The organism is Arthrobacter sp. H20, from assembly GCF_000520515.1.
Classification (GTDB): Bacteria; Actinomycetota; Actinomycetes; order Actinomycetales; family Micrococcaceae; genus Arthrobacter_D.
The window spans coordinates 1-15,444 of the sequence record NZ_AZRY01000210.1; the positions used below are offsets into that span (position 1 = coordinate 1).

Consider the following 15,444-nt stretch of genomic DNA (forward strand, 5'->3'; position numbering starts at 1 on the left):
ATTCGGACGTTCTCCGGCTGGGTGTACGCGGCGTTCGTCCTGGATGTGTTCTCCCGCCGGGTGGTCGGCTGGCAGCTATCCACGACCCTACACACAGACCTGGCGTTGGATGCGTTGGAGATGGGTTTGTGGACCCGCCAGCACGCTGGAAAGGACGTCTCCCAGCTCATACATCACAGCGACAGAGGAGTGCAGTATCGTGCCATCCGCTACACCGAAAGGCTCGCCGAGTCCGAAGCAGTCGCGTCCGTCGGCGCTAAGGGCGATAGCTACGACAACGCCATGGCCGAGGCCCTGAACTCGCTGTTCAAAGCCGAGCTGATCCGCAACAAAGGCCCGTGGACGAGCATCAACGACCTGGAAATCGCCGTCGCGGAATACATCGATTGGTACAACCACCGACGCCTCCACAGCGAGATCGGCTACCGACCACCGGTAGAAGCCGAAACCATCTATTACTCAAAACTCCCGGCCATCAAAACGATGGAACGGGTCTAACAAACCCTCCACCAAACCCGGGGCTTGACAGTATCCTGGTTTCGGCCGACGGAGATTACGTGACCGGGCAACGTAGGTGATGGATGGCGGGCTGATGCAAATGTCTGGTCAAGGCCCCTGATCCCGCCTGCACAACAAGCAGCGCAGGCCGGGATCCTGGTGACCCAATAGGTTTTACACCGTCATACCCATCCCGCCTGTCGGAGAGCCCGCGCGGGCTCTAAAGTGAATCACGAAGCCGGGCGCTCTTTGGCCGGGCTGGGCAGGAGAGGCGCCGGAAACAATTGGTACAGCCGCCCGCAAGAAAATCACGAACCGCGCTGGAAAGAACGTGTTGTTGCCGATGGATAGGAACAGGAACTACACGGGCTTCGTTGCAGGTTGAAGGACTGTTCAGCTATTGAAGTGATCGCATCACGATGAAAGGATTATTTATGGTGTCGGGGTTGGAGCGGGGTTCCAGAACGTTGTCGGAGACCGAGGCGGAAATTTATGTCGCTTCCGTTTGTTTCAAGACCGGCCCTCCGGGAGCCGTGGGCGTGGAAATCGAGAGAATTGTGCATGATCCCTCCGACCTGAGGCGGGCTGTGCCGGTAGGGGAAGTCCAGGCCGCCGCTGCCGATACGGAGAGCAAGCTTCCCGGCGGTGGTGTCATCACTTTTGAACCGGGAGGGCAGCTTGAACTGAGTTCGGCCTGCGGAGCGGACCTTCCCTCGGTGATCGAAGCTGTAAGGGCAGATCTTGCTGTCATTGACAGGTCTATCGAGGATGCAGGACTTTCCTTCAGCGGCGTTGCACTGGATCCGTCCCGTCCGCCTGTGCGGACTCTCGACCATCCGCGTTATGCAGCCATGGAATCCCACTTCGATCGAACAGGTTCGTCCGGGCGGACCATGATGTGTTCGACGGCCTCCCTGCAGGTGTGCCTGGATGCCGGTTTCCCCGGAAGCGGTACGGCCAGCGCTGTCCAGCGCTGGCGGCGTCTTCACCATCTCGCGCCGGTGCTCGCGGCGCTTTTCGCCAACTCCCCTTTCCGTCAGGGTTCGCCCAGCGGCTGGCAGAGCACCCGCCAGGCCGTGTGGTTGAAAACTGATCCGTCCCGTACGTCGCCCGTTCCGGCTTCCGACGACCCACCTTTGGCTTGGGCCCGCTACGCCCTCGACGCTTCGGTCCTGTGCATCCCGACGTCGAGTGGTTCATGGGAAGCTCCGCGCGGCTTGACTATGCGGGGCTGGTTACGCGGGCACGGTCCCCGTCCCGTCACTCATGAGGACCTCGACTACCATCTCAGCACCCTGTTTCCGTTCATCCGCCCCAGGGGTTTCCTGGAAATCCGGGTGATTGACGCTCAAGCCGGCGCGGACTGGGAAGCAGCCGTGGCTATAACGACTGCACTGGTGGATGATGAACGGGCTGCTGACACAGCTGCAGAGGCCTGCGTCCCCGTGACTGCGCTGGCTGATCCGATGGCCGTTGCCGCCAAATTCGGGCTGGCGGATCCTGTCCTCGCGCAGGCGGGGCGTGGTTGTGCTGAGGCAGCGCTGGACGCAATGGAACGGCTCGGTGCGGACGCCGACACAAGATTCCGGGTGGAAGCCTTCCTTGAGAACTACACCGCGCGGGGTCGTTCTCCGGCAGACCAGCGGATCGACGATTGGCGCCGCACCGGACGGTTTTCCGGGTTCGTACAGCGAAAGGAAATAATCCGATGACGGATACGGTCCCGACAGCTACCGGCGCTGCCCCTGGCACACTGCGCGCTTTCATTGCGGAGGGCCTTGAGCGTGCGCGTCGTCGTACCCACGCGCTCACCGCGTGTGACGAGGAGGAACTGCTCAAACAGCATTCACCCCTGATGTCTCCACTGGTCTGGGACCTGGCACACGTAGGCAGTCAGGAGGAACTCTGGCTTGTCCGCGACGTCGGCGGGATGGAGCCGCTTCGCCCGGAGATTGACAGGCTTTACGACGCCTTCGAGCATTCGCGCAGCAGCCGCCCGTCGCTGCCGTTGCTGGCACCTTCGGATTCCCGGGGCTACCTTGCCGATGTCCGTTCCAAGACCCTGGACATCCTTGAACGGGTTTCTCTTGAGGGTTCGCCGCTGCTGGACGGCGGGTTTGCTTTCGGCATGATGATCCAGCATGAACAGCAGCATGCCGAGACCATGCTCGCGACTCATCAGCTTCGGGTAGGCGAACCCGTGCTGCATCCGGTGAATCCGGAGCCCGGTGTGCTGGCCCTCGGTGTCACCGGGCTTCCGCGGGAAGTGCATGTGCCGGCAGGTTCCTTCACGATGGGCACCTCGGTGGAGCCCTGGGCCCTGGATAACGAACGGCCCGCCCATGAGGTGCACGTTCCCGGGTACTGGATCGACACGGTCCCCGTGGATAACGGCGCCTTCATCGATTTCATCAACGACGGCGGATATTCGAACCCGGGCTGGTGGACCGCTGAAGGATGGAGCCACCGCAACGAGGATGGGCTGACTGCACCGAAGTACTGGAAGCGGGACGGTCACCAGTGGTGGCGCACCCGTTTCAGTGTCCTAGAACCAGTTCCCATCGACGAACCCGTACAGCACGTCTCATTCTTCGAAGCCGAGGCCTACGCCCGATGGGCCGGACGGCGCCTGCCCACCGAGGCTGAGTGGGAAAAAGCCGCCCGGCACGACCCTGTGAGCGGCCGCTCCCGGCGCTACCCGTGGGGTGACGAGGACCCGACGTCCAGCCATGCGAATCTGGGCGGTGCAGCGCTGCGGCCTTCCCCTGTCGGCTCCTACCCCGAGGGGGCGTCCGCGCTGGGCGTCCACCAGCTTATCGGCGATGTGTGGGAATGGACCTCCAGCGACTTCGGCCCCTACCCGGGTTTCCGGGTGTTTCCCTACCGCGAGTACAGCGAAGCCTTCTTCGGTGGAGGTTACAAGGTGCTGCGCGGCGGGTCCTGGGCTGCTGACGGAGCAGCGAGCCGGAGCACGTTCCGGAACTGGGACTACCCGATCCGGCGCCAGATTTTCACCGGCTTCCGGACCGCGCGGAATGCCGCTCCAGCCGGAGGGGAGTAGGGGATGTGCCGTCACCTGGCTTTCCTTGGACCCCCGACACCGTTGGCCACGCTGATTTCGGCGCCTGAACACGGTCTGCTCCGGCAATCCTGGGCGCCGCGGCGCCAACGCAACGGCACGATGAACGCGGACGGGTTCGGTGTCGGTTGGTATGCCGCGGGGGATCCCCTGCCGGCCCGTTACCGGCGCGCCGTACCCATGTGGACGGACCAGTCCTTCGCTGACCTGGCGCGGGTCACCACCAGTACAGCGGTGCTGGCTGCCGTCCGTTCAGCCACACCCGGTACGACGCCGGACGAGGCAGCTGCCGCCCCTTACACCGCCGGCAAGTGGCTGTTCAGCCACAACGGACGAATCGATAATTGGCCCCGATCCGCGGAGGCACTGGCTGCAACATTGTCGCCGGCACGGCTCCTTGCCCTCGAGGCCCGGGTGGATTCGGCCCTGCTGTGGGCCCTGGTCCTTCAGCGGCTCGACTCACACGACTCCGCTGCGGACGCGCTGGTCCGGGTGGCAACCGATGCCACCTGGCTTTCCTTGGACCCCCGACACCGTTGGCCACGCTGATTTCGGCGCCTGAACACGGTCTGCTCCGGCAATCCTGGGCGCCGCGGCGCCAACGCAACGGCACGATGAACGCGGACGGGTTCGGTGTCGGTTGGTATGCCGCGGGGGATCCCCTGCCGGCCCGTTACCGGCGCGCCGTACCCATGTGGACGGACCAGTCCTTCGCTGACCTGGCGCGGGTCACCACCAGTACAGCGGTGCTGGCTGCCGTCCGTTCAGCCACACCCGGTACGACGCCGGACGAGGCAGCTGCCGCCCCTTACACCGCCGGCAAGTGGCTGTTCAGCCACAACGGACGAATCGATAATTGGCCCCGATCCGCGGAGGCACTGGCTGCAACATTGTCGCCGGCACGGCTCCTTGCCCTCGAGGCCCGGGTGGATTCGGCCCTGCTGTGGGCCCTGGTCCTTCAGCGGCTCGACTCACACGACTCCGCTGCGGACGCGCTGGTCCGGGTGGCAACCGATGCCTCCGCGCACGCCACAGGGAGGTACAACTTCCTCCTGACTGACGGAACCACGATTGCTGCCACAGCGGCCGGCGATACCCTTTTCTGGCGCTCGGATAACAGGGGAACCGTCGTTGCCAGTGAGCCCTCCGACGACGGCGCCCAGTGGCATGAGGTTCCGGACCAGTCCCTGCTGGTAGCCACTTCGCACGGCGTCGACATAAGCCCGATAACCCCCGCAGAGATGGAGCCCACGCTCACATGAACCCTTCAAAAACTGCTCTTGAAATAGTCCATCACCTGCCGCCGCACTACCTTGAGCGCACCCTGCGCGAGGACGTCCGCGCAGGACTAAACAAACCGGTGAAGACCCTGCCGCCCAAGTGGTTCTACGACCAGCGGGGCAGTGAGCTGTTCGAGCAGATTACGGAGCTTCCTGAGTACTTTCCCACCCGTACGGAGCGGCAGATCCTGGAGGATCACGCGGGGGAGATGGCGGCGGCAAGCCCTACCGAGACGCTCATTGAACTCGGCTCCGGTTCCTCCAGGAAAACCCCCCTGCTGCTTGACGCACTGAAGGCAGCTGGGGGCCTGCGGAGCTATGTTGCCGTTGACGTCAGCGACAGCGCGCTGACGGAGGCCAACAGCGGGCTGTCCCGGGACTATCCCGATCTGATCCTGCAGGCAGTGGCCGCCGATTTCGAATCGCAGTTGCAACTCCTTCCAAGGCAAGGGCACCGGATGGTGGCGTTCCTGGGCGGCACCATCGGAAACCTCGAGCCGGATTCCCGTGCGCGGTTCCTGACCCAGGTGCGGGAACTGTTGGGACAGGAGGGCGGATCATTGCTGCTGGGTACCGGCCTGGTGCAGCCGCCGGAGATCCTGATTCCCGCCTACGACGACCCGACGGGCGTGACTGCCGACTTCAATCGGAATGTGCTGCGCGTCCTCAACGCGGAGTTGGGGGCGGATTTCGACGTCGAGGCGTTCGAGCACGTGGCGGTGTGGAACAAGGATGAGGAGTGGATCGAGATGAGGCTCCGGGCTACGCGTGCCATGCAGGTGCAGCTGCCCGGCGCCGGACTTGAAATCAGCTTCGACAGGGGCGAGGAACTGCGCACCGAGGTATCCGCAAAATTCCGCCCAAGAAAAATTGCAGCTGAACTTGAAGCCGCCGGACTGAGCATCGTCGGACAATGGACGGACGCGGAAGAACGCTATGCGATGACCCTGGCCGAACCCCGGTAAGCCACCGATCAGCGGAACGGCTGTTCAATTTTGGAGAAGCCACGTTCGCGTGTGACTGTCCGAAATCCCCGCGGCAGCTCAATAACAGCGCTCATGTAGTTCCTTAAAGGCCTGCGTCAGCGGCAGATGGGGTTTTACTTGGTGGTACCGGGTTGTGTTATCCCCTAAGTGGTGGGGCAGCGGCCCAGGTTCCGCAGCAAGCCTGGTGGGTGCCGAAGTTTTTCAGGCGACGGTGAAGCGCTTGGGATCAATGTGTCCGCCAGTAGTTGCTTTTGTTTTGGTCATTTCATGACCAGCCCGCCGTCGACGAATAGGCAGGCCCCGGTTACGAAGCCGGACCATGGGCTGGCAAAGAACAGTACTGAGCCGGCCACGTCTTCGGGGGTGGCCAGACGGCGTAGTGGTGTGGCTGCTTCGAGTTCGTCGCGTTGTTGATCGGTGGTGGCGTGGCTTGAGTCGGTGGGGTAGACGAGTCCTGGGGCTACGCAGTTGACGGTAATGCCGAAGGGTCCGAGTTCGGATGCGAGGTTGCGGGAGAAGCCTAGGAGAGCCATTTTGGCGGTGGTGTAGTCGTGGTAGGGGATGCTGGGGCGTTCGATGAGGTCGGTGACGAGATTGATGATCCGCCCGCCGCCGGCCGCTTTCATGCTCGGGAGCACCGGCCGGCAGAGGTTGTACGCGCCGCCGACGCTGCCCTGGAATTGGGCTTGGTAGTCCTCCCAGGGGATGTCCCACGCGGTGCTGCGGGTCAGCGGGTCGAACGTGTAGCTGCGCAGGGCGTTGTTGACCAGCAGGTTTACGGGACCGAAGCGTTCGGTAACGTCAGCGACCATCGTGGCCACGGCTTGGGGGTCGGTGACGTCGGCGGCGTAGGCTTTCGCACGGCCTCCCAGTGCTTCGACGTCTTCGACTACTTGTTGCGCGGCATCACGGTTTTGTAGGTAGTTCACGACGACGGTGGCACCGTGGCTGCCAAGGGCACGCGCGATTGCGGCTCCGATGCCGCGGCTGGAGCCGGTGACGATGGCCACGCGGTCGCGGAGCAGGTTACTGGTGCCGAGATTCTCTCCGAAGGACATCAGAGTTGCCTTCCTACTGGATCCTGCCGTGTAGGCAGGGTCCATTCGGTGTCGTAGTGTTCCAGCGCCGCCTCGGCTGCTCCTTCGATGTCGACCCAGCGGACCAGCGCGGTGAGGTTTCCCCGTCCGTCGTGGTGCCACCCTGCTGCCGGTTCGGGCATCTGCCCGACGGCGCAGATGCGGTCGACTCCGCACCGGCCCAGGGCCTGTGCCCAGTCGTTGAGCCGGTCGGGTGAGCAGGCGACGCCGGCGGTCTGCAGGTGGCCGCGCAGGGGGGCGGCGAGGCGTTCGACGTCGTCGATTCCATCGACGGGGTGTACGCGCAGGAGCCGGTTCAATGTTGAGGGTTCGAAACGCTCGGGCTTTTCTTCGTAAATCATGGTCCAGCCGGTGCCGGTGTCACTGGTGAACAGCTCGATCGCGTCATCGTCGTAGGCCCGGAATTCGTAGGAGGACCTGACGCGTTCAATTCCGGCGCTCTCCTCAAGCGTGAGCCGGGCTCGGGGTTTGCTCCGTTCGAACCGGCTCATTTCGGCTGCCAATGCCGCTGCAAAGGTTCTGGGATCGACCGCACCGCCGCGTTCGACGAACAGGCAGTGGGGGGAGAGACACCCTTGCTGGTCATACTGCGACGCATCATGGGCTGCCCAGCGCGCGGTCTCCGCATAGCGGTTGAGGGCCAGCGCTTCCCGACCGATGACGGCGAAACTCATTTTGTGCCCGTACGGTACGAACGGCATACCGGGGGGCAGGCGTCCCACCACACTTTCAATCGCTTTTCGTCCGCCGGTCGCCGTTACAGCCTCGGAGTGAGTGAACGCCGCTTGCTCAATCTCCTCGTCCCCTCCGGGCCAATGCAGGATTGCCAGGCAAGCGGCGAGATCGGGGTCTTCTTCGGCGATGCTGCGCGCAAACAACACCGGAAACAACGGTTCACCGGAGGCGGACTTTCCCAGGGTTGCAGACTTGACCAAAAGCCCGCAGATCAGGTTCCACACCGGCAGCCCCGGAACGTTGCCGGCAAAAATTTGGGTGGTCAACTTCGGTCCGTAGGCACGTGAGCGTCCACCCGCCCGGTTCGGCTGGAAGCCGTCAAGCACCAGCGGATTCTCGAAGTCCTGGGAAAGGAAACGAAGCAACCGGTCATGACGGAAGGTTTTCAGATAGTCCTTCAGGCCCCGGCGCACCATTTCGGGTGCATACCCGGTGACCACAGGCAGCAACTCTTCGGCCTGCTGCCTCCAGTAGTAGTCCGGGTCGGACCACTGGGTGATCACCCGTCCGAGCACGTCCACTATGTCCATCACCGGCCGCTCGGCAAGGTGATCGGCTTGGGCCTGGAGGAGCCGCTGGCACAAGAGGTCGATCAGGTGCGGCGTCACGACCGGCATGCGCAGGACGACGCTGCCCCAGGAGCGGGTTTCCCACATCAATTCGTCGAGCTCGGTTTGGTTGAGCTGAGGTAGGAAGAACCCGTCGAGCACCGGGCCCTCGACCGGCGTACGGCCTACATATGCTTCGGCGGTCATGTGGAGGGGTTCCGGTTCGCGGCCAGGATCTCGTCCAAAGCGATCGAGCACCCCCGGGCTTCGGTTCCCTCGGCACGGCCCAGCAAGACAAAACCCTGTGTGTCATCCTGCTGGAGGGTACCCGGTGGGATGAGGTAGCCGATGTCCTCGGCGAGGACGGCAAGGCAGGATCCCCGGTTGGCCAGATCGTAGTGAACAATCAGGCCCTTCTGGCCCGGTTCTGCGGATGCGCCGCTTTCGGGGTCTACCACGCGGATCCGCGTCCACGCGGGGGCGGCCTTGCGGCGGAGTGGATTGTCGTTTCCCTGCCAGGAGTCCCGCAGGGTGGTGTCGTAGTACTGGGTGCTGATCTCGGTCATTCCGTAGTAGTTGACGCACCAGGAATCAGGTATTCCCAGGAGCCGGCCGAACTGGCCGCGGAGCTCTTCGGCCGATACTTCGCGGGAGCGTCCCTTGAACCCCCCGGTATCAAGTAGCCGGCTTCCCTTCGGCAAGCTGAAGGAAAGCCCTTCTTCCTCGAAGGCGTCAAGGAGGTGGACGTAGGCGAAGGAGGTGCCCAGCAGGGCGACAGGTTCCCCTGTTGTTTCTGCTTCGCGCAGGGCCGCTGCGACGCGCCGCCACTGCAGGTCATCGTTGTCCATAAAGTAGTCGCTGCCGGGTGCCCCGAAAAAGTCGACCAGCCGCCCGAAGAAGTAGGCAAGGGAGGAGTGCGGCTGCTGTTCCGGAGGGGCATTGAGGATCAGCAGGGGAATACGTTCCCGGTCAGGCAGGAAGTAGTGGGCAAAACCTGCCCGCAAGGACGCGTCGTACAGGTGAAGGTGCGGGTGGTGGTTGCGTCCCCGCTGACCGGGGTTGGTGCTGCCGCTGGTCATGAATATAGCTTCGGCTTTATCGGGCGGCTCGCAGGTGAGGGTGAGTTCTTTGAACGCGGTCAACGGCACAGGAGGGATCTGTTCCCAGCTGGTGAGCCTTCCTGGCTCTGCCCGGCGTGAGCGGCAGAAGCGCCGGTAGGCCGGATTGTGGTCGTACTGGTAGGCGAAAAGCTCGAGGGCGAGCCGTCCGAACTCGTAATCATCGGATTCCGCCGGGGCGGCACCGTGTTCGATATACTCCTGAATCCGCAAATCCAGCCGGTCGCGGATGACGGGGGCGGGTGTGTGCTGCCCGGCCGTCACCGGGATTCCTCCGGTGCCTCATCGGTGGTAAGGAGCGCTTCTGGCGGTGACGGCAACGGAATCACCCGTGAGTTGAGGCCGGCCAGGTCGGTGCTCCGACCAGCAGCCAACGACACCAGGATGGTCACGGCGGCCGAGGCGGACAGCGCGGCGAGGAACGGCGGCAGTGCGAGTCCCTCCGAAAACGTCGCGACGGCAATGGCTGCAGGCAGGCTGCCGCCCACCACGAACCCGTAACCCAAGGCAGCGGCGAGACCAGCCAACGCGCCACTGACGGCGCCGGCGGTGGTAGAGCGGTGCCACAATCCCAGCAACGCCGGCACAATGGTGGCCGCGCAAAACAAATCGGCGATGAGGAAAAGGCGCAGCACCGAGAACCCCTGGAAAGCGACCAGGGCCGGGATGAGGGTGAACACGACCGTGGCAATCCGTCCCCCGGTCAGGCCCATGGAGGGGACATGGGTGACCGCGACGGCAGCGAGGCCGTTCTGCAGAGTGTCCACTGTGGAGGCCACCAGGGCCAGGGTGAGGATCAGGACAGCCGCAAGGACCCATGCGGGCTGGAAGTCCATCAGGGCGAAGAACGGAACAGGCGGCACCCCAAGAGACACGCCGTAGGCTGCGGCGAGGAGTCCCACCATGCCTGCGGCGAGAACCACCGGAAAGCGGGTCAATGCCCCGATGATCGCCCCGCGGGACAAAGCGCGCTCGTCTTGGGCCGCCCACACCCGCTGCCAATAGCCATTGTGGAACAGGGTCGTGGCCGTGACCGCAACAATGAGTGTCAGTGCCGCCTCAACACCGGCCACATCCACGGTGAAGAACGCCGGGTCGACAGGGGCACCCTCCCGCGACAGACCCGCGAAGAGAATCGCGCCGACCAGAATCAGCAAAGGAAACAGCATCCAGGACTGCCAACGATCCGTACGGATCGAGGCGCGAAGCCCTCCGTAAGCCGTGTACAGGGCGGTGATCACCGCAACGGCCGCGATGCCAAGACGCGGATCCACGACTGAGAGCCGCCCAAGCACCGCTCCCACCGCGGTCAGTTCAGCAGACAAGGCAACGAGCATGTAAAGCATCGAAATAGCCAGCACATAGACGTGCATGACCCGCCCGTAGCGGAGCCGGACGAATTCGATCAGGTTGTGGCCTTCGGGCACCAGGGACCGCAACCGCCGGCCGACGAGGACCAGACCGATCAGGGGAACGGTGATGGCCACCGCGTACCCCAAAACCCCGGCCAATCCCGTTGTAGCACCGACCTCGGGAGCCGCGAATAGAATCCACGCGCCCACACCCGAGGCAAAAAACGACAGACCCAATCCAAGTCCGTTCTGGCTGTTGCGCGCCACCGCAAATTCGTCGAGGTCGCGGTCACGTCCCACCGCAAGGCCAACCCAGGCGAAAACTCCCAGACCAACGATCAAAATGACAATAGTTGTGGAAAATCCAAGCATCAAAGCGCATCCCTTCGCCGGCATTACCCGGACAGGTTCCTGCGGTCGGCGACGTCTCATTCGCCCTCTCAGCCTGGTTCACACCCAAGCTCCCGCTCTACAGGATCGACTGTAGTCGCGCTGCTGCCTGCACTCAAACCCCACGAAATTTCATCTCCTTCGGCAGCCCCAGCGGAAGCCTGGTGCGGCTCCCCGAGTCGCTCCTGTTCCGAGCGCTGGGCACCGAAAGGCTAGGGTGGCAGTAGTGACACGGGGTGCTGCCCGCCAATGGCGCAGCTGAGAATCCACACCCGTTGAACCTGATCTAGTTCGAACTAGCGAAGGGATGTCGCGGATGGCTATTCGCTTCACATCATCTGACTGTGCTCAACTGCTGGAAGAATTGAGAGCCCGGAGCCCTCTAGTGCAATGTATTACCAACGCTGTGGTCACGAATTTCACCGCTAATGTCCTGCTGGCCATCGGTGCGGCGCCGGCGATGGTGGATATTCCGGAGGAAGCCGGGCAGTTCGCCTCCGTGGCGTCAGGGGTCCTGATCAATCTGGGCACTCCGCGGCAGGAGCAACGGGCCGCGATGATCCAGGCCGTTGATGCTGCCAATGCTGCCGGGACTGCCTGGGTTCTGGATCCGGTGGCCATCGGGTCCCTGTCCGTGCGAACCGGGCTGGCGCACCAGCTTGTCGGGATGGGTCCGCGCATTATCCGCGGCAACGCCTCTGAGGTTCTGGCTTTAGCCGGGGTAGGCGCCGGAGGCCGGGGAGTAGATTCGGTCGAGACTCCCTCGGATGCGCTGGCGGCCGCCGGGGATCTGGCTGCCTCGTCTGCTTCGGCGGTGGCGGTATCGGGCGCGGTAGATCTGCTCGTGCAGCCTGACGGGGAAGCCGTGGGCGTCGCTAACGGACACGGCCTGCTGACCCGGGTCACCGGTGGTGGGTGCGCGCTGGGTGCGGTGATGGCCGCCTTTGCTTCCCTGACCGAGGACCCGCTGCTGGCGGCAACTGCGGCCACAGGGGTTTACACCATTGCTGCGGAGCAGGCTGCAGCGCGGGTGAAAGGTCCAGGGAGTTTCGCGGTGGAATTCCTTGACCGGCTGGCAGGCATCACCCCCGACGACGTCGTCACGGGACTGAACCTCCGCCCGGTGGACACGCGGACCGGCATCCGATGAGGCGACGGCATTTCAGGACGGATCTCAGGCAACACCTGCCATTGTATCTGGTGACTGATACGCGCCAGTGCGGTTCAAGGGCGGTCGCCGCTGTTGCTGCCGCCGCAGTAGCAGGAGGTGCCACGATGGTCCAGGTGCGGAACAAAGAAGCCTCCGCCCGGGATTTGCTTCAGCTGCTCGTGGCTGTCGCGGAATCAGTGGGGCATAGAGTCCCGGTGCTGGTTGATGACCGGGTGGACATTTTCCTGGCCGCCCAGGCGGCAGGAGCGCAGGTGGCAGGGGTCCATGTGGGTCAATCCGACCTGCCGGTTGAACTGGCCCGCGCCTTGGTGGGCCCAGAAGCCATCATCGGATTGAGCGCGGCAACCGATAACGAAGTCCGGGCCGCGCACCGGCTGCCGGCCGGGACGGTGGACTATCTGGGGGTCGGTGCAATTCATGCAACCGCCACCAAGGCCGATCACCCGGAACCCTTGGGAATTAACAGATTCGGTGTTCTCGTCGCGGCAAGCACCCTGCCCTGCGTGGCGATCGGCGGTATTAACCGCGTTGACGTGCGACCGCTGCGCGACGCCGGCGCCGCCGGTGTGGCGGTCGTCTCCGCTGTGTGTGCATCCGATGATCCCCGGGTTGCGGCCCAGGGGCTGAAGGAGGAATGGTGTTCCTGAAAGCGTTGACCCTGCGCGATGTCCCGCGGGTTCTTAGCATCGCCGGAACGGACCCGACCGGTGGTGCGGGGATTCAGGCTGACCTGAAAAGCATTGCCGCTCTGGGCGGGTACGGGATGGCGGTGGTGACATCCCTGGTGGCGCAGAACACTCGCGGTGTCCGCTCCATACACACTCCTCCGGCACAATTTTTGGCTGAACAGCTCGAAGCGGTCAGTGATGATGTGACCATCGACGCCGTGAAGATCGGCATGCTGGGGGATACGGCAACCATCGCCGTCGTCCGGGAGTGGCTTCACCGGATCCAGCCGCCCCTGGTAGTCCTGGATCCTGTCATGGTCGCCACCAGCGGCGACAGGCTCCTGGCCGCCGCCGCCGAAACCGCGTTGCGAGAACTGGTAGGGGAAGTCGACCTGGTCACCCCTAATCTTCCAGAACTCGCCGTCCTGGTCGGTGAACCCGTCGCCGCAGACTGGCCGGCAGCTCTTAACCAAGCCAGGAAACTCTCTGCAGCCTCGGGAACGGTCGTGCTCGTCAAGGGCGGCCACCTGAGCGCAGAATCCAGCCCTGACGCACTCGTGGATGCCACCGGCCAGTTAGGTAGTGCCAGCGGCGTCGGGGGCGTGGTGGAATTCGTCTCTCCCCGGGTGGCCACCAGGAACACGCACGGGACCGGGTGTTCGCTGTCTTCCGCCGTCGCGACCGTCATGGCGCGCACCGGTGATTGGGTCGGTGCCGTCCGCCAGGCGAAGGGTTGGCTGCAGGACGCCCTCATCCACGCCGACGAATTACAGGTGGGACAGGGCAACGGACCCATCAACCACTTCCACCACCTATGGGCGAGAGCGCAAACACTGCAGAGCGGACAAGACGGCAACACGAGTTAAGGAAGAGGGCGTGTCCTGTTGGTTTCCGGCCCGGTAAGTCCGCCGATGAGCACCAGGATCCCGGCGAGAACGAGCAGCACGGCGACTGCTTCGTGCCGCCCCAGCATGTCCTGTAATGGGGGAAGGTAATACGGGTAGAGGGCCGGAAGCACGATGGAAAGGCTGTAGCCCACGCCATACCCGCTGGAGCGCACCGCGGCAGGGAATCGTTCAACGAGGTACGCGCCAACGGGCCCGTACCCGGAAACCGTCACGATTTGCAAGGTCACCACGAGCAGCACCACGCCGCTGGTGCTTTCGGCGGAGAACACGCCCAGGAATGTGAGGGGAGCCAGGGTTGCACCGAGAAGGCCGAATCCGATGAAGAAAAACCGTCGCCCGGTGAAGGTCGACAGGTGCCCGCTGGCCGCCATGAACACGGCAGAGGCTGCGGTGGCACACATCATGGTGAAGGAGACAGCTTTGGCGTCCAGGCGACCCTCCAGTACCAGTTCGCTGGTCAGGGTGGGGATTGCCATGTAGGTAAACAGCCACAATCCGCTCATCAAGAGAAAGACTTGCCATAGGGCGCGGCGGTGTTCGCCAATCAGGATGTCTTTGAGGGGATTCGTCCGCTTGGTTGACTGCTTCCAGATCGGGGAATCCGCGACACGGCTCCGGTAGTAGAAGAGCATGCCGAATGCCAGAAGAGACCCTAGTACGAACGGGACCCGCCAACCCCAGACGTTGTACTGCTCGGCATTGAGCGCCCCAAGCAATACGAACACCAAGCCAGCGATGCTGGCATTGGCCCAAGGCGACATCCACATGATGAGCCCGCTAACCAAGCCGCGCCGTTTCGGGTCAGACCACTCCATAGCAAGCGGAATCGCAGAGGTGTACTCACCGCCCAGGAAAACACCCCCAACGAATCGCAGGGCAACAATAGCCAGCAATGTCCCACTGCCGAGAACCGTATGTCCGGGAACCAGGGCGATGAGCAGGGTGGTCACCGCGATGCCAGTCAACGCCACCTGCGTTGTGGCCGCCCGGCCGATTCGGTCCGCGATCGGACCGAAGATCGCGGCTCCAAGTGGCCTTCCCAGGAGGGCCGCAACGAAGATCAGCCCGGCGTTGCCTGCAAGGTTTTCCGGGCCGAACAGGTGAGCCGCTGCCGGCGCCAGGGCGATGACGGGCAGGAAAATGTCGAACTGATCAACATAGTTGCCGAAAATTCCGCCGCGTACGGCCCGCCGGGCACCCCGCGGCATGGTTCTGTGCGTCACAGCTGTTGCACTGTTGTTAGGCATCAATGTCACTTCCTTCGCCGGCATTACCCGGTGCAGGTTCAACGGTCGAAGCTGCTTCAGCTTCCTCTCAGCCCCTAACGCGGGCTCCCGTGGGGATTGGAACTCCCATCTTTCCACAGGAAGACCGAACGAAAAATGTACGCCCGTCCCGCTCGAGGTGGAGCCCTATCCCAAGTGTGGACGAGTAGCACGACCCTCCGAAGGAATGTCGTACCTGAACCGGCAGGACCAACAACGCCCAATCCCTGAATGCTCAAACAGGCATCGGAAGGTTGACGGCACTACGGATCGGGTCCATCAGCGACGCTTTACCACGGGATACTCACGATTGTCCGTAAGCCGATGGCGAGCTCAAGCGGTCGTTGCA

Annotated in this window: 14 protein-coding genes and 3 riboswitches; of the genes, 9 read left to right on the forward strand and 5 right to left on the reverse strand. The window is 63.5% G+C overall.

Features of this window, described 5'->3' with window-relative positions; translation table 11 throughout:
• From Y703_RS17170 to egtD, 6 genes are all read left to right on the forward strand, one after another.
• Positions 1-498 (forward strand): IS3 family transposase (locus tag Y703_RS17170; protein ID WP_035763353.1); only part of this gene is annotated, 498 nt, incomplete at its 5' end.
• A gap of 434 nt (positions 499-932) precedes the next feature.
• Positions 933-2,210 carry an ergothioneine biosynthesis glutamate--cysteine ligase EgtA gene (gene egtA / locus Y703_RS17175; RefSeq protein ID WP_081743319.1) on the forward strand — a complete coding sequence of 426 codons (1,278 nt, stop codon included), beginning with the start codon at positions 933-935 and terminating at the stop codon, positions 2,208-2,210.
• Positions 2,207-3,559, forward strand: a complete 1,353-nt coding sequence (egtB, locus tag Y703_RS0101405) for an ergothioneine biosynthesis protein EgtB (RefSeq protein WP_026551310.1) — start codon at positions 2,207-2,209, stop codon at positions 3,557-3,559. The genes egtA and egtB overlap by 4 nt, the downstream gene beginning before the upstream one ends.
• Before the next feature lie 3 nt (positions 3,560-3,562).
• Entirely contained in the window at positions 3,563-4,126 is a 564-nt protein-coding gene (gene egtC / locus Y703_RS17180) for an ergothioneine biosynthesis protein EgtC (protein WP_081743320.1), read from the forward strand.
• Positions 4,114-4,839, forward strand: a complete 726-nt coding sequence (gene egtC, locus Y703_RS0101415) for an ergothioneine biosynthesis protein EgtC (protein ID WP_253907893.1) — start codon at positions 4,114-4,116, stop codon at positions 4,837-4,839. Before egtC (Y703_RS17180) ends, egtC (Y703_RS0101415) begins: the two co-directional genes overlap by 13 nt.
• Positions 4,836-5,822 carry an L-histidine N(alpha)-methyltransferase gene (gene egtD / locus Y703_RS0101420; RefSeq protein WP_026551312.1) on the forward strand — a complete coding sequence of 329 codons (987 nt, stop codon included), beginning with the start codon at positions 4,836-4,838 and terminating at the stop codon, positions 5,820-5,822. Before egtC (Y703_RS0101415) ends, egtD begins: the two co-directional genes overlap by 4 nt.
• Before the next feature lie 281 nt (positions 5,823-6,103).
• Here egtD and Y703_RS0101425 read toward each other — a convergent pair whose 3' ends face one another.
• The 4 genes from Y703_RS0101425 to Y703_RS17190 form a co-directional block, all read right to left on the reverse strand.
• Positions 6,104-6,901, reverse strand: a complete 798-nt coding sequence (locus Y703_RS0101425) for a 3-oxoacyl-ACP reductase (protein WP_051427189.1) — start codon at positions 6,899-6,901, stop codon at positions 6,104-6,106.
• Complete coding sequence (locus Y703_RS17185) at positions 6,901-8,430, reverse strand: acyl-CoA reductase (RefSeq protein ID WP_051427190.1); 1,530 nt, start codon at positions 8,428-8,430, stop codon at positions 6,901-6,903. Before Y703_RS17185 ends, Y703_RS0101425 begins: the two co-directional genes overlap by 1 nt.
• Positions 8,427-9,605 (reverse strand): LuxE/PaaK family acyltransferase, encoded by a 1,179-nt coding sequence (locus Y703_RS0101435; RefSeq protein ID WP_051427191.1) that lies wholly within the window; start codon positions 9,603-9,605, stop codon positions 8,427-8,429. The genes Y703_RS17185 and Y703_RS0101435 overlap by 4 nt, the downstream gene beginning before the upstream one ends.
• A complete protein-coding gene (locus tag Y703_RS17190; RefSeq protein ID WP_155849356.1) occupies positions 9,602-11,065 on the reverse strand; it encodes a sodium:solute symporter family transporter in 1,464 nt (487 codons plus the stop codon). Before Y703_RS17190 ends, Y703_RS0101435 begins: the two co-directional genes overlap by 4 nt.
• A riboswitch (TPP riboswitch) is annotated at positions 11,058-11,171 on the reverse strand. (Overlaps the previous gene by 8 nt.)
• Positions 11,172-11,305: 134 nt before the next feature.
• Positions 11,306-11,408, forward strand: a riboswitch (TPP riboswitch).
• Between Y703_RS17190 and thiM the strand changes: the two genes are divergently transcribed.
• The 3 genes from thiM (at position 11,391) to thiD (ending at position 13,788) form a co-directional block, all read left to right on the forward strand.
• Positions 11,391-12,233 (forward strand): hydroxyethylthiazole kinase, encoded by an 843-nt coding sequence (gene thiM / locus Y703_RS17195; RefSeq protein WP_051427192.1) that lies wholly within the window; start codon positions 11,391-11,393, stop codon positions 12,231-12,233. (Overlaps the previous riboswitch by 18 nt.)
• Positions 12,234-12,283: 50 nt before the next feature.
• On the forward strand, positions 12,284-12,901 hold the full coding sequence (thiE, locus tag Y703_RS0101450) for a thiamine phosphate synthase (RefSeq protein WP_253907894.1): 618 nt from the start codon (positions 12,284-12,286) through the stop codon (positions 12,899-12,901).
• Complete coding sequence (thiD, locus tag Y703_RS0101455; protein ID WP_026551316.1) at positions 12,889-13,788, forward strand: bifunctional hydroxymethylpyrimidine kinase/phosphomethylpyrimidine kinase; 900 nt, start codon at positions 12,889-12,891, stop codon at positions 13,786-13,788. Before thiE ends, thiD begins: the two co-directional genes overlap by 13 nt.
• On the opposite strand, the gene Y703_RS0101460 is transcribed toward thiD, so the two are convergent.
• Positions 13,785-15,077 carry an MFS transporter gene (locus Y703_RS0101460; protein ID WP_081743323.1) on the reverse strand — a complete coding sequence of 431 codons (1,293 nt, stop codon included), beginning with the start codon at positions 15,075-15,077 and terminating at the stop codon, positions 13,785-13,787. The genes thiD and Y703_RS0101460 overlap by 4 nt on opposite strands.
• Positions 15,070-15,178, reverse strand: a riboswitch (TPP riboswitch). It overlaps the preceding gene by 8 nt.
• Positions 15,179-15,444: the final 266 nt, after the last annotated feature.